Source organism: Nostoc foliaceum FACHB-393 (assembly GCF_014698505.1).
Lineage (GTDB): Bacteria > Cyanobacteriota > Cyanobacteriia > Cyanobacteriales > Nostocaceae > Nostoc > Nostoc foliaceum_A.
In genome coordinates, this window is the sequence record NZ_JACJTD010000014.1 from 71895 (window position 1) to 97580 (window position 25686).

A 25686-nucleotide genomic window follows, 5' to 3' on the forward strand; every position below is an offset into this window, starting at 1 on the left:
GCATTAAGAACAATAGCGTTCGTCTGAAACAAGTTTTAAATTAAGTACTAATTACGTAAATATCTAGGCATAAATAAATTTCAAGTTTGTAGTAAGGACTTTAGTCCTGATAATCCTTGCTCTGAGCGATAAATCGCTCACTACAAACTAGGAGCTTATTTTATATTTAATTATCTTGGCATATTCTCGCGTAGTTGGCTATTTTAGAGTAGGCTTTAAATTTGTGACAACATAATCGTATTTTCTCACGTTTGGTGATAGTAATTGTTAATTGAATTCCCTCTATACCTTGATCAAAAAAGCAAAGAGGGAATCTGTTATGCAGCATCTCTTTCTGCGTTAAGCCTCAGTACCAAGCATGGAATTTATCCAAATTAAAATATTGGGAAAGTTGGATATAAAAAGCTGTTTTAGAAAAACAACCTGACCTTGGAGGCTATAATGCCATAGACAAAGAGAAGCTACATACCTTTTTTAGCAGTGTCCGCCACCACAGCCTTCTGTATGACATAGCTTAGGCGCACTATCAGCCATCAATCCACCACTAACACTAAGTAATTCTTCTTCACTCAGTTCGTTGGAGTCTACAAAAGTCAGTTCTGCCAGCATTTGAGAGATGGCTTCAACTGTGAAGTTATAACCTTTCTCTGCACTAGCGATCGCTAGTACTTTGATGGCTTCTGCTTGGTTGGTTGCTGCTTTAATTTGCTGTTGTAGTTGTGCGTTTTGAAGCAATTCTTTAATTTGGTGTAGCATACGTTTGTTCTCCGTTTTTGTTGACTTATTAACACAGCAGAGATGTGCACTTGTTTTGGTTGGTGTTCTCTGCTTTTCTGATTTGAATTTAGAGATAAATAGGGGAGAAATAGGGGAGATAGTTACAATTGCAGAAAAGTTTTTCAGCACAGATTAATTGGAGGATTGAAAACTAGGTATTAGTTATTTCTACCCCTACCCTCTGGCGCACTATCAGCCATCATTGCACCGAGCAGTGTCCGCCACCACAGCCCGCTGTATGACATAGCTTAGGCGCACTATCAGACATCGCTCCACCACTAACACTAAGTAATTCTTCTTCACTCAGTTCGTTGGAGTCTACAAAGGTTAGTTCGGCCAGCATTTGAGAGATGGCTTCAACTGTGAAGTTATAACCTTTCTCTGCACTAGCGATCGCTAGCACTTTGATGGCTTCTGCTTGGTTAGTTGCTGCTTTGATTTGCTGTTGCAGTTGAGCGTTTTGAAGCAATTCTTTAATTTGGTGTAGCATACGTTTGTTCTCCGTTTTTATTGACTTATTGATACGGCAGAGATTGTACGCTTGTTTTGGGCGGTGTCCTCTGCTTTTCTGATTTGAATTTAGAAAGAAATAGGGGAGAAATAGGGGAGATAAGTGCAATTACGGAAAAATTTTTCAGCACAGATTAATTCGGGGATTAGTTATTTATCCCCCAGCCCCTCTCTATGATGCTGATATCTGCATTACTGCTGTAATATTTGAAGCAAATATGTAGTTTTGCTGTAGTTAAATATCCTAATGATCAACTAAAGATACAATCGCTATACCAAATTGATTGATCTATCTAGGAGATATTAAGGAGTTGGTGATGAGCGCTAAACAATTGGAGCAGGTAAAGCAATTGCAAGCTACCCTCACCAAAATGGAAGTAACATTAGGTGCGATCGCTGATGCTGTAGTCTGGGTAGGAGAAGACCGATGCATCCAATGGTGCAATCCTAGCTTTGAGGGTTTGGTGAATCAACCCCACAACACTGTCTCCGGTGCGAAGTTAACTGACTTGCTACCCCTAGCACAAGCAGGACAACCAGTTGCTTTACCAGCCTATCCTGATGTGCGGATACTCAATGGTGAGTACGAAACAGCAAATTACCAGTTCCAGCAGGGTGAGCGGACTTTAACACTACAAATTTCCGGTAACTGTAGCGGACTGACTGATGATCAATGTGCAATATTGGTGATTCGGGATATCACGCTGGCGAAACAAACTCAAGAATCCTTACAAGAGATTGAGGAGCGTTTGCAGACATTAATTAACGCTACACCCGATATTATCTGTTTAAAAGACGGCGAGGGAAAATGGTTGCTGTCAAACCAAGCTAACCTGGAATTTTTACAGCTACAAGGCGTTGATTATCAAGGCAAAACAGATTCAGAACTAGCAGAATTTAGCAATTTTTATCACGATGCTTTGCTCAACTGCGACAAAACAGATGAACAAGCTTGGCAGTTGGGATGTGTGCATCGAGTAGAAGAAGTTATACCCCGACCTGATGGGACAGTGACCAGTGTAGATATGATTAAAGCTCCCCTATTTCACCAGGATGGTAGACGCAAAGCTCTGGTGGTTTTAGGGCGGGATTTGAGCGATGTCTATCGACAAGCTACGCAACGCAAACAAACTCAAGTAGCCTTAGAAAACTCTTTGTCTCTATTAAGCGCTATCTTTGAATCGATTCAAGACGGTATATTAGTAGTTGATAGTTTAAGTAATATCACTAGTTACAACCAAAAGTTCTTAGAAATGTGGTCAATTCCACCAGAACTTTTGACAGAACCAGATCATCCTCAGCGGCTAGCGTATCTGGCAAACCAGCTAAAAGACCCGGATGTGTTTTTGCAACGAGTCCGAGAATTATACTCACAGCCAGAGCTAGTTAGTTACGACTCATTAGAATTGTGCGATGGCAGAGTATTTGAGCGCTATTCCTGTCCTCAGCGCATCGGCGAACAGATTATTGGTAGAGTGTGGAGTTTCCGCGACATTACCCAACGCCAAAGGGCAGAAGAAGCACTGCGACAAAGTGAGCTACAATATCGCAGTATTTTTGAAGCTATTAATGATGGACTATTTATTACTGAAATAGAAACTGAAAAAGTCGCTGAAGTTAATCCTGCGGCTTGTCAGATGCACGGTTACTCTTATGAAGAATTTCTCACTTTACATCCATCTGTTTACATTCACCCAGACTCACATTCTGTTTTCTTAGAGTTTCTCAAAACAACGCAATCTGGTGAGCAATTTTATGGGCCAGCAGTTGATATCTGCAAAGATGGCACTTTGATAGATGTGGAAGTTAAAGGGACAACTTGCATTTACAACGGTAAGCCGCACATCTTAGCGATAGTGCGCGACATTACTGCTCGCAAACGCACTGAGGAAGCCTTGCGACAAAGCGAAGTCCAGTATCGGGATTTGGTGCAAACAGCCAACTGCATCATTCTACGTTGGGATGGTAACGGCGACATCATATTTTTAAATGATTATGGTCAAAGGCTTTTTGGTTTCGATTTAGATGAAATTATCGGGCGTAATGTTATTGGCACAATTGTTCCAGAAACAGAAACTTCTGGGCGCGACTTACAGACATTAATGGTTGATATTTGTCAACATCCAGAAAACTATCTATTCAACGAAAATGAGAACTTATGCCAAAATGGCGATCGCGTCTGGATAGTCTGGGCAAATAAACCCATATTAGATGCACAAGGAAACTTAATCGAAATTCTTTCAGTAGGCACCGATGCTACAGAACGCAAACGCGTCCAAGCAGCCCTCCAAGAAAGTGAGTTAAAATTCCGCAGCATTGTTGAAAATGCCAATGATCTGATATTTGTCCTCTCGCCAGAGGGAATTTTTACTTATCACTCGCCGAATGTAACTGCAACTATGGGTTACAGCCTGGAGGAAATCGAAGGTCATTCGGTGGTGGAGTTTACCAAACCTGAAGATTTAGAAATTAGTGTTGCCGCCTTACAAAAAGCTCTAACTGGGGAAAAGCTGACTGATATTGAAGTGCGATTGCGACACAAAGACGGTAGCTGGCGATGGTTCAACTTTAACACTTCCACAATCAACACTCCCAGTGGTGAAATTGCGATCGCGGGTGTGGGACGCGACATCACAGAACGCAAGCAAGCAGAAGAAGCCTTGCGTCGTAGTGAAATGAAATACCGCAACATCTTTGAAAATTCCCAAGTGGGGATTTTCCGCACCTGCCAAAAAGATGGATTGATTATCGATGCTAATCAACGTGGTGCTGAGATATTAGGTTTTACCTCTGCTGCTGACTTAATTGGCAAGTATTTTACAACTGACTTATATCTCAATCCAGACGATCGCGTGCAGATGTTAGCAGAGTTAGAAGAAGACGGTGAAGTTCGCAATTTTGAAGTAGCACTGCGACGCTTGGATGGATCTGTTGTTTGGGTACTGTTGTCACTCCGTCTCAACGCAGAAGAATCCTGTTTGGATTCTGTCTTTACAGATATTAGCGATCGCAAACGGCAAGAACAGGCTTTACGCTTAATTGTTGAGGGCACAGCAGCAAAAACAGGTGATGAATTTTTCAATTCCTGCGTTCGTTACCTTGCCGAAGTATTGCAAGTTCAATATGCTCTAGTCACTGAGTTTGGTGATGAGCCAAAAACTAGAGTCCGCACTTTAGCATTTTGGTGTGGCGGGGCTATTAACGAAAACTTGGAGTATGAATTGCAAGGTACTCCTTGTGAACATACCTTGGAAGGTAACCTCTGTCACTACCCTCAAGCAGTACAAGCCGCTTTCCCCCAAGATGCAGATTTAGTGAAGATGAATGCCGAGAGTTTTTTTGGTGTTCCTCTAACTAGTTCATCCGGCGAAATCATCGGACATCTAGCAGTGATCGATGTCAAACCAATGAAGCACGATCCGGGACGGGAACTCATTCTTAAAATCTTTGCTGCCCGTGCCGGTGCTGAATTGGAACGCAAACAGGCAGAAGCCGCCCTACAGCAAAGTGAGTTAAAGTTTCGCACTATCGTTGAAAAGGTCAACGATATGCTGTTTGTCATCAATCCTGATGGAGTATTTAACTATATTTCTCCTAATATATTGAACACTACAGGATTTGCCCCCAGCGAAATGGAAGGTAATTCCTTGGCATCCTTTACTCATCCCGATGATGTGCCAATATGTTTTGAAGCCGCCCAAAGTATCCTGACAACAGGTGAGGGAATTTCGGGAACTGAGTACCGCGCCAAACATCGAACTAAAGGCTGGGTTTGGCTAACTGCTAATGCAGTCCGCACACAAGATGCCCAGGGTAATTTTCAGATTGTGGGTGTAGCTCGTGATATTAGCGATCGCAAACAAGCAGAGGAAGCTTTGCAACGTCGGACTCAAGCCGAAAGTTTACTCAGTAGCATTTCTCGCCAATTTATTGACCAAAATTTAGAAACAGCAATTAATTTTACACTTCGAGCGATCGCTGAGTTTATTGATGCTGAACACAGTTGCATCTTTGAATGCTCCCAAGATCAACGTGAATTCCACCTCATCCATGAATGGTGTGGTGAAGATGTTGCACCATTGATTGATATTGCAAAAGGTTCACCTGTGGAAGTTTTCCCCTATTTCTACGAACCGATTCTCCGTGGTAGGCATAGACAAATCTCTTGTGTGGAGAATTTACCACCCCATCTACCTGAGCGAAAAGTTTTTGAAAGTATGTCGTTTCAGTCTTTACTAGCAGTGCCGATGGTTCATGCTGGCAAAGTAGTGGGATTTGTTGGTGCAGCGATGATTCACTGCTCGAAAACCTGGAACCAAGAAGATATTAATTTACTGAAACTGGTAGGTGAAATAATTGCGATCGGTCGAGCTAGGCATCAAGCAGAAGAAGCGTTGAGAATTGCCAAAGAAGCCGCCGAAACTGCCAACCGTGCCAAAAGTGCTTTCCTCGCTAACATGAGTCACGAACTCCGCACACCTTTGAATGCGATTCTGGGTTTTTCTCAGTTAATGGAACGAGATACTAGTCTCAACTCAAACCAACGTGAATCTTTAGCTACCATTAACCGCAGTGGAGAACACTTGCTCAACCTGATTAACGATGTCCTAGAAATGTCCAAAATTGAAGCTGGACAAATCATTTTCAACCCTGAAGACTTCGACCTTTATCTGCTGTTGCAAACATTACAAGAAATGTTTCAGGTAAGGGCACAAACAAAGCAATTGTTCCTCAGATTTGAAATTGCTCCCAATCTTCCCCGTTATATCCAAACAGATGAGGGAAAACTCCGCCAAGTTCTTATTAACCTTTTGGGTAACGCCGTCAAGTTTACTCAAACAGGGGGAGTAACTTTACGAGTCAGATTAGGGAGTGGGGAGCAGGGGGAAAACTCCTCTCCTCTGCCCCCCGCACCCTGCCCCTCTGCCTCTTCCCCATCTCTTCACTTTGAAGTCGAAGACACTGGACGGGGAATAGCACCAGAAGAAATGAATAACCTGTTTCAGCCTTTTGTCCAGACCACAAGCGGTATCCAAACCAAGGAGGGAACTGGACTAGGACTGACTATCAGCCGTCAATTTGTGCGGTTACTGGGGGGCGATATTCACTTGACGAGTAGCGTTAGACAAGGATCTACTTTTAGTTTTGAAATCCAAGTGAATTTAGCCGCAGCTTTAAAAGCTACACCAAAATTGAGTAAGGGACGTGTACTCAAGCTGGCAGCAGACCAACCATCTTACCGTGTTCTGGTAGTGGATGACCGCAAAGAAAACCGCGATTTAATTGTGCAACTTCTTGGTAGCATTGGCTTTGAGATTAAAGCTGCGAATAATGGACAAGAAGCGATCGCTATTTGGCAAACCTGGCAACCTCACCTAATTTGGATGGATATGCGGATGCCTGTAATGAATGGTTACGATGCAACAAAAGAGATTAGAGCCAGGGAAAGAAATACAAATGCAAATCACCGCACTATAATTATTGCCCTAACCGCCAGTGCTTTTGAAGAACAACAGGCAAGCATCTTAGCCGCAGGTTGCAACGACTTGGTTCGTAAGCCATTCCGGGAGCAGGTAATTTTTGAAAAGATAGCTGAATATTTGCAGGTGCGTTATGTTTACGCAGAAGAAAGTCGTGAAGAAACAACAGACAACAACCTAGAAAATATTCAATTTTCCATCTTGGATCTTCGCTCTGCAATTACCGTTATGCCTGCCCAATGGGTAACAGAACTTAATCAGGCAGCTATTGAAGTCGATGCTGAAAGAATTTTCCAACTAATTGAGCAAATTCCACCAACACATTCTGCTTTGGCAGAAAAATTGGCAAATTTAGTCAGAAGCTTCTGCTTCGATGAAATTATCAGTCTAACGGAGGATAACTTATAATTCGTAATTCGTAATTAATCAAGTGAGATTTAATTAGCGATCGCACTCCTAATTTTAGAAGTTTTTTTGATCAATAAAAAGTAGGAAATTGAATAAAAGTAAGCGTTTAATTTGTATGGGCTGTAACCATTCAGATTAAACGCTTAGAGTTGACTAATTTGTGACTAATGCTGGTTCTGCCAAAAAATATTTCAGATTTTCTTGCTGAGTGGCAAATTTCAAATACTGAGATGCCATTTCTGGTGTTAACAGTTCTATCATTAATCTGTTTTCCACCCAGAACTCAATCACATCAAAGAAAGAGTCGCGGTTACAGCGCACTACACGCCAACCTTCACGGATACCGATTTGTTCAATTTCTTTCTGGGTAATGGGCACAGAAATAGCTGCATGAATATCTGTATACATAGAGGTAATTGCAGTACGGACAAATACGCATTCATCATCATTTTGACCAGGTTCAAGTTGAGAGCCTAAAGGATAAAGTTCAATGGCTGTACCGTATTCATCAAAAGGTATAACCATATAGCTTCCTGGGTTAGGAGGAAAGGGAACAGCTTGCGCTTTTAAGATTTCCGCCAGAACTTGAGCAACATGGCTAGGGTTTCTAACAGCAATTGAAATATGGTGAATCATGGGATAACCTCAGTTCGATATTTTGTAGATTAAAAAACAATCGGGGAGAACTAGGGGAGCAAGGAAGGGTGGGGAGAGAAAAAGCTTAACTCTTGAATGCTTATTAGCTTATTGAGGTCGCCCGTAATGACTTCGCCCCTTACCGTCGGCAGTCTCAAGTACTAGAACTTGCTGCCCGTACTCATCCGTCTCAATCGACCACTGATAAGTCTCAGCCTTTGCTGTATTGCGGCTGGAGTAGGTGCGCCCGCTATTGCAGATTTGCCCTTTGGATGTGCTGTCACTGGGTTGGAAAGTCAGGCGTTGAGCCTCAATCTTAACTTTGCCTTTTTCCTCTATGAAGAGGTTAGATGCACAGTTGTAAGTGTTGATTTGAAGCAGCCTATTTCGCTTGTAGTTTCCGTTAGATGCGAGTTGAAATTGATCGCTAGAACCGTTCGGGGCTGCTGACTGCCCTGTGTAACTATCTTGATATTGGATGGACGAGATTCGACCATATCGCCACTCACCCTGGAGTTCAGCAGGGACTCCAGTGTCGTTTTTACCCGCCTGACTCGCGCTTGGGTAAAAAACAAGGCTAGCGGTGAGGCCCAAACTCAGGGAACTAGTAGCGAAAAGGCGGACAGCTTTTAGCATAGAATAGGGTTGCTTGTTTGTTATTGAGTACATAAGACTTTTGTAGAAATTAATTAATTTATTTATCAACAAAGACGATTTAGAATGCGAAGTCTGCGTGTTTATATATAGCCCGTCTCAGTAGGGACGTACAGATGTGCGCCCTGCATCCAAATGAAAAGCTCACGCAAGAAACTGCAATCCATATTTGTTCAAAACAGGCTGTACTTTTTCCATGTTTAGCGATGAGCTATCTGCTACTTGACCCATTTCTTCATAAAAGTTCTTCGCGCCCTTAGGTGAAATTAAAACCAGAAATTTAGCAGTAGCAGAACAAATTTTGAAGGCATGTGGTGCATTGTGGGGAATGTTAACGAAAAAGCCTGGTGATGCCAAAATTGTTTCTGTACCAACTTGGATTTCTAGTTCTCCTTCTAGAACATAAAATGCTTCTTCCCAAGGGTGAGTATGCAGTGGCGGCCCATTTTCCTCTGTATCTGTAATTTCGTAAACTGACCAAGCTTGATTTGTCTCTTCACCGATTGCTTTTGTTGTGAACCGTGAACCAAGGATTGAGAATTGATTACCTTCTCCTGGTGCAAGAATAGTTGGTTTACGTATCGTTGAACTTTGCATACAAGTTACTCCTTGTTCTGTAATTTGGTAAGTTTGATTTACAAACTTGATTTGATGTTTTTAAGATTAAAAATTAATCGGGGAGAACTAGGGGAGATCAATGGGTGATTGGTATTTTTTTTGTAACTGATTATTAAGACATTGAACTAAGGTTAAAATCTCTAAGAATAATTAGTAGCCTATTCTGGCTAAAGTCGATATTGCCATGCCTAAAGAGCCATTCAACTTGCCCAAAGCAGACATACTAGTGATTGATGACACGCCAGAAAACCTGAACCTCCTATCTGCCATGCTGACGGAACAGGGGTATAAAGTTCGCAGCGTAACTAAAGGTTCTACGGGGTTACGGGGAGCAAATGCAGTTCCTCCCGACCTGATTTTGTTGGATGTGAATATGCCTGAGATGAATGGCTATGAAGTGTGTCAACACCTGAAGGCAAACGATCGCACCCGCGAAATTCCAGTAATTTTTATCAGCGCTTTGGGTGATGTCCTGGATAAAGTGAAAGCGTTTGCAGTTGGTGGGGTGGACTATATAACTAAGCCTTTTCAACTCGAAGAGGTTTTAGCACGAATTGAAAATCACTTGACGATTTGGAAACTGCAACAACAACTCCAAGCTCAAAATGAGCGGTTGCAGCAAGAAATTCATGATCGCGCCAAAGCAGAAGAGAAGTTCACTAAAGTTTTTCGCTCTAGTCCCAATCCAATCGCGATCGCCACCATTTCGGAAGCACGCTTTATTGATGTCAATCCCAGTTTCTTGAAGATGAGCGGCTATTGTCTAGAGGAAGTGATTGGACACACTGCTACTGAACTTAATTTAGGTAAGGATGCAGTAGCGATGTCTGACGACAAGCCGCGTAGCGTCTACGCTCAGACCATCCAACTTTTATCTGATACTGGGTCACTCTATAATCAGGAATTTGAATTTTCTACCAAGTCTGGAGAGGTCAAGACTATACTGCTATCTATCGAATTGATTGACTTGGGTGGGGTGCAATGCGCTTTATTGATCGCCAACGATATCACCGAACGTAAACGCTTGGAAAACGAGTTTATCTCTCTAGTTAGTCACGAATTACGTACACCTTTAACCTCTACAATGGGAGCGTTAGATTTATTGGGTGCAGGACAATTAGGAACTCTAACTGAACAGGGACAAAAAGTTCTGAGCATTGCTACCACTAATACTGAACGCCTGATCCGATTGATAAATGATATTCTCGATTTAGAGCGGATGAAATCAGTCAAAATCTTCATGCAGAAGGTGAAGTGCAACGCTGCTGACCTGCTGATTATGGCAACAGAGACAATGCAGGCAATGGCAGATAAATTGCAAGTTAAACTGATTGTCCATCCTCTAGCAATTGATCTTTGGGCAGACCCCGATCGCCTACTGCAAACTCTGACCAACTTAATAAGTAACGCTATTAAGTTTTCTGAACCAGGTGATACCGTGTGGGTAAGTGCCACACTCGCAGAACACAAGGGTGTTGGGTTGGTGGAAAATGACCATTCTTCAACACAAAGCACTCCATTACCAAGTTTCCTGCTAATTACTATCCGAGATGAAGGGCGAGGAATTCCTGAAGATAAATTACAACTAATCTTCGAGCGCTTTCAGCAGGTAGATGCATCCGACTCCCGCAGAAAAGGAGGAACAGGTTTAGGACTGGCTATTTGCCGAAATATTGTCCAGCAACATAACGGTAAAATCTGGGTTGAGAGCACTTTGGGCGAAGGTAGCACGTTTTATGTACTGTTACCTTTACCAGCTTTCTAATAATTAGCTTATAACTGCTTAATTATCCCCTGCTTTTCCCCGATTTAGCTTTAGAATATCTCAAGAGCGATCAAGCAAATCAGCACTTACATTGTGCAAGAGTGTCATTATGAACAGAAATATCTTGATTGTTGATGATGAAGAAGATGTGCGGGCGATCGCAAAGTTGGGATTAGAAATGGGTGCGGGCTGGAATGTTTTCACGGCTAGTTCTGGTCAAGAAGCCTTAAACGTAGCTGTTAAGCATAAACTAGATGTCATCTTACTAGATATGATGATGCCTGATATGGATGGGCGTGCAACTCTACAACAACTGAAAGCTAACCCCGCAACTAAAAAAATTCCAGTAATTTTATTAACAGCCAAATTTCAGCAATCGGATCGAGAGAGGTTTACTGATTTGGATGTTGCTGCTATTTTTGCCAAGCCTTTCCGTCCATTGAAACTGGCAGAGCAAATTAGTGAAATACTGGGCAGTTAGGCTGACTTTGATGAACGGCAAAGAAGGCGCTGCATAAATGCAGAATCATTTAATGAAAGAATATCTAATTCCAGAAGTTGGAGAACTTGATGAATTAGAGACATTTGTTGGCTCAAAAAAAACAAAATTTGGTTATGGACAGTAGTAAATCAATTACTCAAGGTATTTTAGCCTGGGTTTTGGGACGACAACCAGTGCCGAAATTTTTGAGCCATTGTGGGAAATTGCGCTCACAGTGGAAAAGCTATTTTTATGTGACAGATGGCTTATTGTTTACCCAAGTTTTATTCTAGATGGAGACCAAATTGTTAGTAAAACATATATGACACGAGTTGAAAATGAAAACACAAGGCTTAGACATTATCTGGCACGTCTTCACCGAAAAACTTTATGCTATTGCAAGCCAGAATAAATGCTGTGATTCTCAGTTAAATTGATACTTCATTGTTTGAAGTATCAAACTGTACCTACATAAATCGATTCATCCCTTCATTCAGCAACGCCATACTATTCAAAAGTGTTATGGGTAATTTCTTTAAGTGTTCAGCACATCATTGAAGTAGTGTAGCAATTCCTCACTAAAATCCTGAAGTTAACCAGATAAAAACTAAGTAGAAAAAATTTACACTAAGCGTCACATTAAAAATAAAATACAAGTTTATTTACGGACTATATAACAGGTAATAAATAATTTATTGGATGTATTATTTTTATCATTTATTAGCTGAAATGTTATTTAAATAACCAATATAAATTTTTCAAAAAATAGCGCTAATTATAGAAAGTTGAGTTAATCTTGGAAACTAGCAATTGTTAATAACATACGTTGTTACTGGGTGACAACATTGGAGATTCGCTTTGGTCTCTATGTAATCAAACCAGCAAGTAAAATGATTACCATAGAATATGCAAGAAGGAAGCTTTATTTGGAGTCATCTAGAAAAACAGCATCGCACGGTTGGGAAATGGATTGATTGGGTATGGCTAATCGTGTTGCTGCTTGCAGCAGTGTTACTGTTTAGCATCAATCTGGGAGGATTGCCGCTGCGAGATTGGGATGAAGGGACTGTGGCACAGGTAGCTCGTGAAATTTGGCACGCTCCAGCAGGTTCTATGCGGTGGCTTTACCCAACGCTAGGAGGCGAACCATATCATAACAAGCCGCCTTTGATGCATTTGCTAATTGCTTGGGCTTATTCTCTTGGAGGCGAAAATGAGTTGACAACGCGCCTGCCTGGAGCAATTTTAACAGCAACATCTGTACCTTTACTGTATTGCATTGCTCGAGAGATATTTCGCCAACGTTGGGCTGCTATTTATAGCGCCTTGATTTATCTAACAATGCTACCTGTAGTGCGTCATGGGCGGCTGGCAATGTTGGATGGGGCGATGGTAAGTTTTTTGATGGTAATGATGTTGTGCGTGTTACGATCGCGTCGGGATTTACGTTATTGCCTTGGTGTTGGTATTAGTTTTGGATTTATTTGCCTGACTCAAGGATTACTAGGCGTATTACTAGGTGCGATCGCGATCGCGTTTCTGTTTTGGGATACGCCACGACTTCTCACCTGTTACTATCTGTGGATAGCAATCTTAATTGGCATTTTGCCTGTAGCTGCTTGGTATGGTGCCCAACTAATTCACTATGGTTACACTTTCGCCCAAATTGGGATTGTAAACCCATCACTCGGCCGAATTGGCTCATTTGTAGAGGAAAATTCTGAACCACCTTGGTACTATGTTATTGAACTTTTCAAATACACATGGCCGTGGCTATTATTCTTACCACAAACTGTCCGCTTAACCTGGGAAAACCGCAACCTTAGCTGGGCAAAACTAGTAATGGCGTGGAGTGGTGTTTATCTGCTGGTAATTTCCTTCATGATTACCAAAGTACCCTGGTATTTATTCCCAATTTACCCGAGTTTAGCTTTAGCTTTTGGTATCCAGTTATCAGATACAGAAAATTCGCCTTTACTCTCATCCTATCCCCGTGCTTGGGTCGCTGGTTTAGCGATACTTGCTGTAGCCGCTTCTGCTGGTAGTATTTATTTCAGTTGGGGTACAACACCAAAAACAGATTTACAACTGATTTTTGCAGCAGTAGCTTTAACTATGACCTTAGCAGCTATTTTGGCAGAACGAGGCGACGCACAATTTCTGAAGATTTTGTTTTGGGGAAGTTATATTTCGCTGCTACTGTTAATGAAATCTAACTACTGGGTTTGGGAATTATCTGAAGCCTATCCAGTTAAACCAGTCGCCGCCATGATCGCGAGGGCAAATCCAGCTACGAGGAAGATTTACACATCCTTTCCCTACCATCGTCCCTCGTTGGATTATTATAGCGATCGCACCATCATTCCCGCTTCTGTTGGCGAACTGGAATATTATTGGCACTACAACGGGCAACCCTACTTTCTACTCCATGCATCTGCTTTTAACAATCTCCAACTAGAGTCTATGAAGCTAATTGACCAAGCTGAAGGCTGGAAGTTAGTTACAAAAGATACTAATCGTCTATAAATGTAAGGGATAAGGCACAAGAGGCAGAGGAGTTGGAGGGAGAATTAAAATTACCTCTTTCCCCTCTGCTTCCTAAATCTGTCTTATAGCAGTTCCCACTCAGATCCGGTACAACATTATATCGCCAAATGTAGGGGCACGGCAGGTAACGGTAACTGTCCCTGCGATCGTTACGTTACCGTACAACATTATATGTACCTCACGTAAACGAGAACCGCTGTAATAAGGAGAGAGATTATCCGTCAGGACTCTTTGAGGTTTTAAAGACTTTTAGATAATTAGATGATTTGTGCACACCACCGTAGCGACCCCCTTTTTAAGGAGGTCGCTATAGGAGATCTTATCCAAACTATATTGATATCTGTCTTGCGAAAGATTTATTGTTAAAACCGTAGAGGAGAGAGGGTTTTGAATTATGGGTAATTAAGCGAACTTGATATTCCCAGGTAAAATTTTGTGAGTTATTTAATAAATAAAATTTTGATTCCAAAAATAATTAACTATATTTTCATTAGCAAACATTAGTTTTAAATACCTTTATAAAATACCCAAAAGTATCTAACTGCACAAATTGGTTATGATAAATAATCTCATTAGCTATTAATCTATAAACGCGTAAGTTATGACTATTAAAGGTTCCAAGGATAATGTTCTATTAAATAGATCAATATTTTGAGATTCGCCAAATTAATTAGTGAGATGTATGTTATGGTTTTTATAGGAATCAAACAAGTTAAAAGCACAAAAAGACTTCAAGACAAGTTTGAGGCAAGCTCAATAAAGTTTTTTTGCTCTGGTAAGTCCACTTCAATTAGCTACATCTTTTTTTGACGAAAATCTAGAACTAGATTGAGTAGGATAGTAGCCTTTGTAACAACTTGAAGTCAATCGAAATTTATCTGGGTATGAGCCAATAAGAGTTGGCTAACCTAGCTAGAGCATTACCCGCCAAAGGCAATTACTCTTGGAGTCTGGGAAGAAAGACTCTTAGTACAGCCTGACAATTCAATAGGAATACAGAATAATATTTACTAACTTCGTCTTGCGGAAGTAAACGTTTTCAACCGCAAACTAAGTTGAAGCAGTTGCTGACTTTTGGAACGAAAACTTCAAGCAGAATGGTGTAGTTCCACAATTTATAGGAATTTAACCATACTGTCAAAAGTCACAAAGATATTATCTCAGCCAGAGTCTCAGATGTTGCCTGTGTAAATATTATATTACTGCACTGGTAGCTATCACTTTTAGGCTGGAATTTATTGTGCTGCATCAATCACGAAACGAGAAGCATTATGCATGTTCTTGGCGACTTGACATCAGCAAAATCAAAAAAGTTGTAGCGACCATTTAAGAGTGGATTGCAATTTGGTTGGTTGTGTGGTTCAGGGAACAAATCTGCGTTCATTTGAATTCCTGCTGCAACCACTCTTGAGGCTTGAGCAACCATTTGGGATTCTGTTACAACAACTAACAATGCTGAAGTCAAAGTTTTAAAGGCTTTGTTATTAGGAAATAGAGATTTTTCTATCCCTTAAGCCATCGCTCCGTGGGTAAATATGTTCTGATTTTAACTGTTTTTGCCAGGATGCGATGTCTAGCGAAAGTTGCTATGCATATACGCCAACAGGCTCTACTTCCCTACGACGCCAAGGGTGAAGATTTCACATCAAGCTTACGACCCATCAACTAAATCATTGTAGGAAACACAACCATGACTGAGCAAAAGATTAGACAAATAGCTTTCTATGGTAAAGGCGGTATTGGTAAATCTACCACTTCTCAAAACACCCTAGCAGCAATGGCTGAAATGGGTCAACGCATTCTGATTGTCGGTTGCGACCCTAAAGCTGACTCTACTCGTTTGATGCTACACAGTAAAGCTCAAACAAGTGTTCTGCAATTAGCTGCTGAACGTGGCGCTGTAGAAGATATTGAACTCGAAGAAGTAATGCTGACCGGTTTCCGCGATGTACGTTGTGTGGAGTCTGGTGGCCCTGAACCTGGTGTGGGCTGCGCTGGTCGTGGTATTATCACCGCTATCAACTTCTTAGAAGAAAACGGTGCTTACAAAGATGTTGATTTTGTAAGTTACGACGTTTTGGGTGACGTTGTGTGCGGTGGTTTCGCTATGCCTATCCGTGAAGGTAAGGCACAAGAAATCTACATCGTTACCTCTGGTGAAATGATGGCAATGTATGCAGCTAACAACATTGCTCGTGGTGTTCTCAAATATGCTCACACTGGCGGTGTGCGTTTGGGTGGTCTGATTTGTAACAGCCGTAACGTTGACCGGGAAATCGATTTAATCGAAACCTTGGCAAAACGTTTGAATACCCAAATGATTCACTACGTACCTCGTGACAATATTGTTCAACACGCAGAATTGCGTCGGATGACTGTTAACGAGTACGCTCCTGACAGCAATCAAAGTAACGAATATCGGACACTGGCTACCAAGATTATCGACAACAAAAACCTCACTGTCCCCACCCCAATTGAGATGGAAGAGTTAGAAGAGTTGTTGATTGAATTCGGTATCCTTGAAAGTGACGAAAATACCGCAATGCTTGTTGGTAAGTCTGCTACTGAAGCACCTGTTTAAACTATTGCTAAGTAAATAACGGTTTAGGGTGGGCAGCAGCCCACCCTTTCATTTTTGCATTTTTTTGTTTGAAAGGAATATACCGCGATCGCTCGTTTGTATGCAATACACTTTGACCTCAATACGGTTCGGTTAAGGCAAGAGACGCGATAAATCGCCGTCTCTACAATTGGCGGCGTGTCATTAAAAATCCTTATCCGAACTGTATTGATTTTGACCTCTCTCCAAACCTCTCTCCTTTTAGGAGAGAGGCTTTGAGGTTTACTCCTTTTTCTACACTAGTTTCAATCCCTAATAGGGATTTTGATGAATTGCAATTATCAGCACTCGGTTACTTTTAGTATAAGGGGAGTTTCAATCCCTAATAGGGATTTTGATGAATTGCAATTCGGCAGTGAATCAAGATGAATAAATCTTTAGAAGTAGAAACCTAGGCAGAAGGGGACTCAGCAAAGAAAATTGTTTCATCCCGTGGCTGTTCTCCACCAATACGTTCGACTTTTCGCTTACAACAGCCACAGAGAAAATAAAAGCGCACGCTATCAGTGTCAGGTTTGATTAATTTCGCTAAACGCGATCGCAGTTTAGCATACTGAGTGGGAGTGATATCGCACTCAAATACACTCAGTTGCATCCATTGTCCATAAGACTTAAGAATCGAATGGATTTTAGTCCGACGCTTATCTTCTGGAATGTCGTAGCTGACAACAATATACATGAAGGGAATAGGGAATAGGGAATGGGGAGAAATTACAAGTTATTTGAGAACTAGGGGAGGATATTTATCGATTTCGTTCATTAGGTATTTACTTAATAACCTCGCTTGAATTTCAAAGGATTCTTGGTAGGTGCATTTGTTTCCCAAAACTGGATGTTTGAAACTCGATAGTTTCTTTTGTTGATAGGCGCAAAGAAATTTATGGAGTCCTTCTTTGGTTAAAGACACAGCACCACTGAGCGGTTCGGTGGTAAAGTCAGTTAGAGTTAGCGATCGCTTGTTAATCAGCGATAAGACTACAGCATCCACTATTAAAGGACGAAATTCTTCCATCAAGTCTAAGGCTAGGGAAGGTCTACCATAACGTTCGACGTGTAAGTATCCTAGATAGGGATCGAAGCCAACAATATTTAAAGCACTTTGCACATCATGGCGTAGCAATGAATACCCAAAACTCAGTAGAGCATTAACTGGATCGGTTGGTGGGCGGCGGCGTCTGGCTTCAAATCGAAATTCTGAGGTTTTGATTAGCTGTTGAAAGCAACCGAAATAGGCTGCACTACCGGCACCTTCTAAGCCTCTGAGGGAATCAATACTGTTAGTTTTTTCGATTGGTGCGATCGCGTTTTCTAATCGAGTGATGTTATTATTCAGGTCAGTATCAGGATGTTCTCGCTGAGTGCGAAGTAAGCTATGGCGGTAATTTTTTAATTTACCCCGCACAAATCCTCTGACTAAATGTATTGCTGGTTGTGATTCTCCCACAGCTTGCCATTGGGCTTTGCGAACAAAGATATTTTTAGTAGCTTCTGGTTCTAAACGCCCTAAATATCGTCCGTTTTGTGTGAGAAATGTTAAACAAATGTGACGTTCTAGAAGTTCACTGACGACGGCGGGAGAAATAGTAGCCCGTCCTAGTACTACAATTCCTTCTATTTTAATTAAAGGGATATCCAAGATTGTTTTTTGTTCAGCTTTGACGGTGAGACGTTCGTCAACTTTACCGATAAAAGCATCGGCTTGTGTTACGTAAAGTGTTCCCATTTTTGATGATTCCTAGTAATGGTTGGAGATTGGATGAATAGACTTATTAGGTAGAATTCAATACGTCTGTTAAGGATTGTTGGTGTAGATAATTGGTATTTCAAGACGCGATAAATCGCGTCTCTACATGATGGTTTTGTTGCTCATTATGAACTGTATTTGGGTATGATTTAATTTACTTCTTGATAACTTTTGACTTTATCGGTTGCTTTGGGTAAACATTGCGAATAAAGGCTGCATCCTTGACAGCGTTTGCTGTAAACTGGTTTTGGCATTGCTCCTGTTTCTAGGAGATTTGTGACAGCTTCAATAGTAGCGATCGCACTTTGCCGTAACTCTGCATTAATCTCTACTAATTGCCGTTGATGGGAGTGGGTATAATAGATATATCCAGTGTTAACTGGTTGTCCTGTCATCTCTTCTAAACATAAGGCTTGGGCACAAACTTGTAACTCATCGTTATCCCATTCACCTTTGCGTCCCCGTTTGTATTCCACTGGATAAACTTGACCAGATTCGGCTTCAATTAAATCAGATTTACCGATGAGTTTGTATTGCTCAGACTTTAGCCAAATTGCTCGAATTTGCCAAGTTTCTCCTCGCTGTATATCGCTTGTGGTGTGGACGCGATCGTGTAAAGTTGTACCTTCAATTGTGTATTGATTATCGGTAAACTCCCCGGCACAAAACATCCGCCAACAGCGATGCGGACAGTAGGCATATTGATTCAATGCCGCAATGGAAATATATTCAGTTTGATTCATAACTTAGGTGGTTTTTAAATGATTATTGAAATTATGGAGAATACAGCCGCCGCGTCATTCCCATACCCATAGTTGTTTTTCTCCCAACACCGCTATATAAAGCAAAGTCAGCTAAAGCATTGATTTGCTTAATTTGTATTGGTTCAACTGCCCCTAAAATTTTATAAGTAACTTCGCCAAGAATGCCGATAAATTTGCTGCGAGAGTCAGCTAATATTTCTGTATGAATATTGACAAATGAGGGAAATATTGACTCGATTGCAATCTGAGATAATTCTATGCCACTGTATTTATTCCACCGCGAAAGTAGGGAATTAAACACAGATTCTCTGGTAGGAAGGGTAGTATCATACTGTCCTTGACGGAAGGCGGTAGGCGTGGAAAAGGTAAGGTTGATGGAAGAATTGCGATCGCTAGCTTCTTCGTATAATTGAGCGTAAGTACTGGCATTTGCCCAAGGTTGAATAGATTGGGGTGTGCCTTGAATGCTGGTAATATACAAGTCAGCCGGGCCAAGATGCCAAGGGCGATTGGGATTAAGATTTAGCCAAAGTTGGGTAAGTTTGCCAAATAGAGTGTCATCTAATAAAGAGATGCGCCACCAACAAGGAGTTCCGGCGGGAATGGGTTGCTGATGTGAGTACTGCAAACTACTGCTAGTAGAAATTTTAGATTTACCCCGATCCTGTCCCCTGTCCCCTATCCCCTCTCCCCTTATTTGCAGGGGAGAGAGGGTGAAAGCTTTATCTGCGGTGGAATCATGCAAGCGATCGCCTAATGTGCTATCTACAGAACTAACAAGGGTTAAAAATAGGGCGTGGAGATGTCTACCTGTAAGATACTGTGGTGGAATGGGCGATTGAGGTAGCAAATTCAACACTAAACTATGAGGCATACTTTCTCTTTTTGGTTGTAGACTGAGTGCTTCTTGACTCTACAGTGAATTCAGGGATTTCTTGGAGTTCAGCATCACTCAAACTATACTGTTCACAAACGAGACTTAGACGATTTCCTGGGGTTTTGACAGCGTTAACCGAATGGGTTAAATCACCTTGAAAATAAACTAAAGTATTGAATTGGGGCTTAATTTGCCCAAGTTGGCGTTTGTGCGATCGCAATACCAGTTCTCCCCCTTCCATATCCGCAGGTACGCGCACATAAAGCACACTAACAACCGCAGGCGGTTCAATGGTTTTGGAGTAGGAACGTAAGGAGCGATCGATATGCGGATCAACGCGGGAGCCTTCTTTGAGTTGTAAAGGATTGAGGTAAAAAGCATTACAATTCGGCTGGAGTGCTAAATCGAGGTAAGGTTTGAAGTAGGGAAACTGCTGTTCTACTTTTGCTAATCCAGAACGCTGAAATACTACAGAAAATCCTTTAGTGGCGACAAAATCCCGGTTGAGGTTGTTGATAGCAAAGTAAGGACAAGCTTGGATTTCTCCCCACAAGTTGTTTAGGTAGTCGCTGGGGAAAGCGTTGGTTTGTTGTTGATAGTGTTTCACAATGAGTGTGGGGAGCGTACAGAACTAACAGGGGCTAAAAATTGTAACGTAATTTGTGACTGGACGCTAGAACCTGCGAAAAATAAAAGCCGTAGTAAAGGTTTTAGGAAGTGATTAATTCCGAAAACGATATTCTATCCGAACTGGGATTTTTAAGTTTTGAATGCCATCAAATTGATAGTATTGACCTCGCATTTGGACATTCTGAATTAAGCTAACTGGAGGCATATTCACAACATCATAGCTAATCACTTGATTAGTGAACATCACATCTAACGGATTTAATGGATGTGTACAAGTGAATATACCTTCAGAAATTTTATGTTTCGGTAATGGTTCAACCGTCACTTCAGCCTTGCTCATCCATTTACCCAAGCGAATCCACTTTGGTAATTTGAGTTCTTTTTGAGAAATGACAAAAAACTCAAATAGACTTTCTGCTGCTATTTCTTTCGCTCTGCCAAAACTAGGGATATTTTTTTGTGTTTTCTCCATTTCAACGTGGTAGTTGTTGTTAGCATACTTCCAGGTGTTGAGGATGGAAGAATGATTGAGCGATCGCGCCGGAGTTACGTAAATTTCCTGTTGATTTAGTGGCGTTAAATGCTCCTCATATTTTGGCACTTGTTCGGGGCAAAAATAGCGATAAGAATGTTCTTCAGCAACGGTAGTAGAGTAGATTTGGCTATCAACTAAACCCAGTGCATAACAGAGAGCGTAATTGTGAATTAGGGCTTCTGTTTCATACAATCGTCCGATTTCACGAGTTGCAAAATAAAGGCTGTCATGAAGTTCTATTTGACAACGGTAAATAAACACCATATCGCTTACTCCGTTGCAGCAACAGCTTTCTTATTAACCTTGGTATCTTTCTTAGGGTCTTTCTTCCCTGATTTAAGAACCCATGTTTGAGCATAAATAGATGATTCAGCATTTGCTTGAGTCAACATTTCTTGCAATCGAGTTTCATCACTGGTGATAGACTTAACTTCACTCAAAAGTTGTGTAAAGGATGCACCAACAAAATCAGTATGAGAAATACACTCTTGAGACATTAGAGCAGTAATTGCTTGTGTAGCCGCCTCTAAAACCTCGTCTTCATTGAGCGGATCAGGAGGATTAATTTGCTTTGGAGTTGCATTGCTCATTACGTCATATATCTTTTGAGTCCAGAGAAGATTACTAACAATCTCACCATCAGCAAAAATGACTCCAACTAACTCATTACGCACTCTACCAGTGCGAGTAGTCTGCGCTCCGTAATGGCGTGTTCTGAGAATGTTATTGAAAACGTAGAGAAATCCAGCTTCAGTGGGATCTTTCAGCGTGACAATGCTGGGGAAAAAGACTTGAGGTAAGATATGGTCTTGACTATTAATACGGCTGGTTACTTCCCCTTGACGGCTCATCGTGCCATTTTCAAAAGGTGCATTGAGAGTAAAGTTAAGGTGAGAATCATCAAATGGTGTAATAGAGTACGCTGTGTCTACAACTACTTTCGACTTTTCAGAACCAGAATCACCAATAGCAAAACCATAGAGAATACAATCAGGAGTAGTTTTGCTGAAATCTACGTTGTAGTCGCATTTTTCCGAGTCACCAATTTTGTAGTTACGTAATAATTCTCTACCTGTTAAACGTTCTGGTGTAGACTGCTTGCGCTTAAACATTGCCAAGCGACTAATAGGTTCTTTGTTTTCAATTCCAGCACGTACTCTAGCTTTATTTAGTTCGCCATCTGTCTGGAATAAAGGATAAGATTCTGTAACGCGAATGGTAATAAAATGAACATATTTGCCCATTGGTTTAGCAGGAATTACATCGTGGAAAAATTTAGAATTGAGTGTTTTCAAGAATTTCATGATTTGATTGCTCCGATTTAGTTAGTTGGAAAAGAAAGAATAAATTAGACTGATGCTTCAAGTTCTAATTCAGGAATATCATCAGGTTCATCTTGTGGACGTGCTTTACGTTCTTCATCATCTGCTAGACGATAAAGGTATTCACAAGTATCTCTAATTAGATTGAGTTGAGTACCTGCTAAACGTGCGCGATCGCTTTTAAAGCTTCCCTCAAATATTTCTTTTACAAAATACTTAGAAAACTCATAGACTGCTTGACGTTCTTCTTCGGAAGTTAATGCAGGTTTCCATTTACCATCAACTAAAGTTAATGTTGGTTTTCCTTCAGCCGCTTTACGCCTCACATTATTCATCAGCTTGGCTAGACGAGCAGCTACCACATCTATTAAAGATTCAGTGTCACTAGCCATAGATTTATCAATTTTCAAAATTACATCAGCAGCCTCATCAATTGGTTTGAGGATGGCATTAGCTTTAGCATATTGACTTTTAGAACGATAAAAATGACGGTAGAGTTCTGTTAACTTACGCAGTTGATTCACAGCTTTTCCTTCTGGTTCAAAATAGTGGCAAAAATCCAAGTATAGGCGAACTTTAGCAAGAGGTACAGAATCAATTTTGTCTTGCTTCCGTAGCCATTTATTCAAGTAATGGAAGACATAGAGAGGGCTAGTTTCTAAATCCCGTGCCAAATCTGCTAATTTTCCCCAATCTGGATCGCCATCCTTTTTACGGTTAACTTCCAAGTGAATAGAGTAAGCAGCAGTGAGAGCATTGAGGGGAGAAAATTCACGCTTTTCTGAAATTCTAGGTAGAATGCTATCTAAACGATAGTTATCTTTTTGAATTAAAGAACGAATCGCTTGATGTTCTCCATCAATTAAAACTGTTTGTTCAAAATCAGCACCACTAATGAAAGGTGGTACAGGTGATTCGGATGCAACTACTTTCACATCGAGAACAAGCGGTAAAGCAAATGCTAACCAAGCTGGCATTATCCACGATTCTGTATCTGTTGGTTCTCTTCCTGCCGGTAAACCAATGAAGAAGAAAGTTAATGTTTCATCATCGGGATAGCTAATTTTAAATGTCTTATCATCTTCTGGTGAAATATCCTGCTTAATCAACAATTCATCGACTTTTTGATAGTTGTCAGGTGTAAAATTCGCAACTTGTTCTTTGGAAACAAAATGTTTACGAAGTTCAGCATCAAATCGAGTTTGAGATATGGCGTTATAAGCTTTTTGCAAAAACTTATTTGTTTCTGGAGTAAAGAAATAAGCAGGATAGAGATAGAGATAGCGATATTTACGACCTTCAAAGTCTGCACCAGTTGCGTTAGTCTTACTCATCATAATTTGTCTCAACATGATTTCAATTGACCAGATTGAGCAAATTTGTCGCTTTGCAGCTTGAGCATTAAATAAAATTTGACGATTGCTGTAAACTTGTGGTGCAAATAATGTTGCTGACTCCATTTGCTCCGTTACAGTGTAGGGAGAACTAGATATAGCACAAACATTTTCTCTACCTCTTCCTGTAACTTTTGCAGCGTTATACCTACTTATCTCTATTAAAAACTGGTCTGGCTTAGGTTCAACAACTGCACCTGTTGCTAAAGAAATAACTCGACTTACATAAGTGCGTAAATCACTCCAACCATCAGGAATTGCAAAATCTTCTAAAATAGGTTTAATGAGGTTGGAAGTATAGTTAACCATTCCTTCCATCAACTCAATATTTTGTACTAAATTTTTACCTAGATTTTTATGGTAATATTTAGCCGATAAATAATACCAATCTAAAGGAACACCTCCTGTTTTCTTGAGAGATTGAATTTGTCTTAAAGCTGGTATTTCCTCTAGCAAACCCAAGTATTCAGCTAGTTTTTCAGTCAGGTTTAAATCAGGAATATTTTTACGTTCAGCTTTAGGAAATTGTTTTTGGTATTCATTGGCGCGTTCTTGCCATTTACCCCAAATACCTCGACATATAATATCTCCAAATTCAGCTAATCTATCAATTTGAATTTCATTACCAAATACAACATTTATATTTTCTGGTAATTCTCCTTGTGTTTGAAAAGATTGTAAACTTTCACTTCGCTTACCAGATGAGGCTAATTTAGTATCAGGCAGTATACTGATAGCTGCATTAATGCTGACTTCCATTAACTCATTAGCACGGAAAAATAACCAGTAGTAATCAGCGAACTTGAAACCTTTACCATCTCGACTAAAACCTGTTTGTCGCTTTCTTAACTGCTTACTACATAATGTTTTAATTTTATCTACAACTTGATTGGGAATATCAGCAGTATGAATTGCAGGTGCATCGTTACTAGCAAGGTATACTACACCATCTGGCAAATACAATAACTGTGTGTAGTATTGCTGAGGATGTGCATCCATCAAAGCATTATTAATAATATTCGTCAGCACACCACGATTATCTGACAAAGCATGGTAACTAAACTTTAACTGACCATTACTTACATCGTTTAATAACTCAGGTAATTTCTCATTTCTGCCATCACTTTCTACATCACGAGGATGCTTTAATAATGAAGCAAATAAATCAGACATTTTTAATAATCTGTGCAGTATATTCCGCACTCGACCATCTAAATTAGGACGCAAACCACGAATTTCTAAACCTCGATCAGCATCACTGCCATCACCAGCATTACTACTCAGCCACACAATATCATCGATACAATTTTCCCAACCTTCACCCAAAAAACTATCTAAACTAAAATACTGAATTTTTTGTTTTACATACCCGCGTCTTAAATTTGGTTCATCTGATTTCTTTGCAGGGTCTTTACGCCAATCACGGGTTTTAAATACATCATCTGTATCATTTTCCTCTAACCAAATCGGATAGTCAGGGAATTTTTCAAAGTCATGTAGAATATATGCAGCTACAAATAAACGAGTTTCCTTTTCTTCACATTGACGCTTAACAGGATTAGTTTCCAGTTCCGATGACTTTAATTTTTGAATAATTCGGTAGGTAGGAAATAAACCATTAAGCAGATGAGATAATAAAGATTGGTCATGTTTACTACGTTCAACATTTTTACCTTCGGATCTACGGTCTTCTGTGAATTGACCACCCTTAGCTGTTGCTCCTACTAATTGATGAATTAGCTTAGGTAATACATTCTCAGAAAAACTAATAATTATGGAATCTTCCTTATTTTCTGGTACTTCTTTAATTGCCTTTTTAAAGAGGCTAATAGTTAAAAGTTCGCGCTCAATAGGAGTATCTTTTTCGTCTTCATCATAGTTATCTAGGTCTGGAAGTTCAGGATGATCATCAACTTTACTCATA

Annotated in this window: 18 protein-coding genes and 1 pseudogene; 6 read left to right on the forward strand and 13 right to left on the reverse strand. The window is 40.6% G+C overall.

The genetic code is table 11. The features are described 5' to 3' along the window. Window positions 1-474: 474 nt before the first annotated feature. Window positions 475-756: a Nif11-like leader peptide family RiPP precursor gene (locus H6G92_RS13890; RefSeq protein WP_190894266.1), complete on the reverse strand. Its 282-nt coding sequence runs from the start codon at window positions 754-756 to the stop codon at window positions 475-477. Window positions 757-976: 220 nt separating this feature from the next. After that, window positions 977-1267: a Nif11-like leader peptide family RiPP precursor gene (locus H6G92_RS13895; RefSeq protein WP_190894267.1), complete on the reverse strand. Its 291-nt coding sequence runs from the start codon at window positions 1265-1267 to the stop codon at window positions 977-979. A gap of 337 nt (window positions 1268-1604) precedes the next feature. On the opposite strand from H6G92_RS13895, the gene H6G92_RS13900 reads away from it, so the two are divergent. Continuing rightward, window positions 1605-7175: a PAS domain S-box protein gene (locus H6G92_RS13900; protein WP_190894268.1), complete on the forward strand. Its 5571-nt coding sequence runs from the start codon at window positions 1605-1607 to the stop codon at window positions 7173-7175. 153 nt (window positions 7176-7328) lie between these two features. Here H6G92_RS13900 and H6G92_RS13905 read toward each other — a convergent pair whose 3' ends face one another. The 3 genes from H6G92_RS13905 to H6G92_RS13915 all read right to left on the reverse strand — a co-directional run bounded on the left by H6G92_RS13905 (window position 7329) and on the right by H6G92_RS13915 (window position 9062). Then, window positions 7329-7811: a hypothetical protein gene (locus H6G92_RS13905; protein ID WP_190894269.1), complete on the reverse strand. Its 483-nt coding sequence runs from the start codon at window positions 7809-7811 to the stop codon at window positions 7329-7331. 108 nt (window positions 7812-7919) lie between these two features. Further along, window positions 7920-8447 carry a hypothetical protein gene (locus tag H6G92_RS13910; RefSeq protein WP_242059124.1) on the reverse strand — a complete coding sequence of 176 codons (528 nt, stop codon included), beginning with the start codon at window positions 8445-8447 and terminating at the stop codon, window positions 7920-7922. Window positions 8448-8609: 162 nt separating this feature from the next. Continuing rightward, window positions 8610-9062, reverse strand: a complete 453-nt coding sequence (locus tag H6G92_RS13915; RefSeq protein WP_190894271.1) for a cupin domain-containing protein — start codon at window positions 9060-9062, stop codon at window positions 8610-8612. Between the two features lie 205 nt (window positions 9063-9267). Between H6G92_RS13915 and H6G92_RS13920 the strand changes: the two genes are divergently transcribed. The 5 genes and pseudogenes from H6G92_RS13920 to nifH all read left to right on the forward strand — a co-directional run bounded on the left by H6G92_RS13920 (window position 9268) and on the right by nifH (window position 16457). Continuing rightward, on the forward strand, window positions 9268-10848 hold the full coding sequence (locus tag H6G92_RS13920; RefSeq protein ID WP_190894272.1) for a hybrid sensor histidine kinase/response regulator: 1581 nt from the start codon (window positions 9268-9270) through the stop codon (window positions 10846-10848). A 109-nt stretch (window positions 10849-10957) separates the two neighbouring features. Beyond that, entirely contained in the window at window positions 10958-11329 is a 372-nt protein-coding gene (locus H6G92_RS13925; RefSeq protein ID WP_190894273.1) for a response regulator, read from the forward strand. Window positions 11330-11387: 58 nt separating this feature from the next. Next, window positions 11388-11738: pseudogene (locus H6G92_RS13930) on the forward strand (IS1 family transposase); the annotation flags it as partial. Between the two features lie 497 nt (window positions 11739-12235). Beyond that, a complete protein-coding gene (locus H6G92_RS13935; RefSeq protein ID WP_190894274.1) occupies window positions 12236-13855 on the forward strand; it encodes an ArnT family glycosyltransferase in 1620 nt (539 codons plus the stop codon). 1711 nt (window positions 13856-15566) lie between these two features. Continuing rightward, window positions 15567-16457, forward strand: coding sequence for a nitrogenase iron protein (gene nifH / locus H6G92_RS13940; protein ID WP_069074423.1), 891 nt, complete (start codon window positions 15567-15569; stop codon window positions 16455-16457). Between the two features lie 430 nt (window positions 16458-16887). On the opposite strand, the gene cas2 is transcribed toward nifH, so the two are convergent. The 8 genes from cas2 to cas10d all read right to left on the reverse strand — a co-directional run bounded on the left by cas2 (window position 16888) and on the right by cas10d (window position 25685). Further along, window positions 16888-17175 (reverse strand): CRISPR-associated endonuclease Cas2, encoded by a 288-nt coding sequence (cas2, locus tag H6G92_RS13945; protein ID WP_190894275.1) that lies wholly within the window; start codon window positions 17173-17175, stop codon window positions 16888-16890. A 39-nt stretch (window positions 17176-17214) separates the two neighbouring features. Then, window positions 17215-18219, reverse strand: coding sequence for a type I-D CRISPR-associated endonuclease Cas1d (gene cas1d, locus H6G92_RS13950; protein ID WP_190894276.1), 1005 nt, complete (start codon window positions 18217-18219; stop codon window positions 17215-17217). A gap of 170 nt (window positions 18220-18389) precedes the next feature. Further along, window positions 18390-18983, reverse strand: coding sequence for a CRISPR-associated protein Cas4 (gene cas4, locus H6G92_RS13955; RefSeq protein ID WP_190894277.1), 594 nt, complete (start codon window positions 18981-18983; stop codon window positions 18390-18392). A 31-nt stretch (window positions 18984-19014) separates the two neighbouring features. Then, window positions 19015-19878 carry a CRISPR-associated endoribonuclease Cas6 gene (gene cas6 / locus H6G92_RS13960; protein WP_190894278.1) on the reverse strand — a complete coding sequence of 288 codons (864 nt, stop codon included), beginning with the start codon at window positions 19876-19878 and terminating at the stop codon, window positions 19015-19017. Continuing rightward, window positions 19868-20488: a 2OG-Fe(II) oxygenase gene (locus H6G92_RS13965; protein ID WP_190894279.1), complete on the reverse strand. Its 621-nt coding sequence runs from the start codon at window positions 20486-20488 to the stop codon at window positions 19868-19870. Before H6G92_RS13965 ends, cas6 begins: the two co-directional genes overlap by 11 nt. 114 nt (window positions 20489-20602) lie before the next feature. Then, entirely contained in the window at window positions 20603-21310 is a 708-nt protein-coding gene (gene cas5d, locus H6G92_RS13970; protein WP_190894280.1) for a type I-D CRISPR-associated protein Cas5/Csc1, read from the reverse strand. A gap of 5 nt (window positions 21311-21315) precedes the next feature. Beyond that, entirely contained in the window at window positions 21316-22350 is a 1035-nt protein-coding gene (gene cas7d, locus H6G92_RS13975) for a type I-D CRISPR-associated protein Cas7/Csc2 (protein WP_190894281.1), read from the reverse strand. Between the two features lie 44 nt (window positions 22351-22394). Further along, window positions 22395-25685, reverse strand: a complete 3291-nt coding sequence (cas10d, locus tag H6G92_RS13980; protein WP_190894335.1) for a type I-D CRISPR-associated protein Cas10d/Csc3 — start codon at window positions 25683-25685, stop codon at window positions 22395-22397. Between the last annotated feature and the right edge of the window lies 1 nt (window position 25686).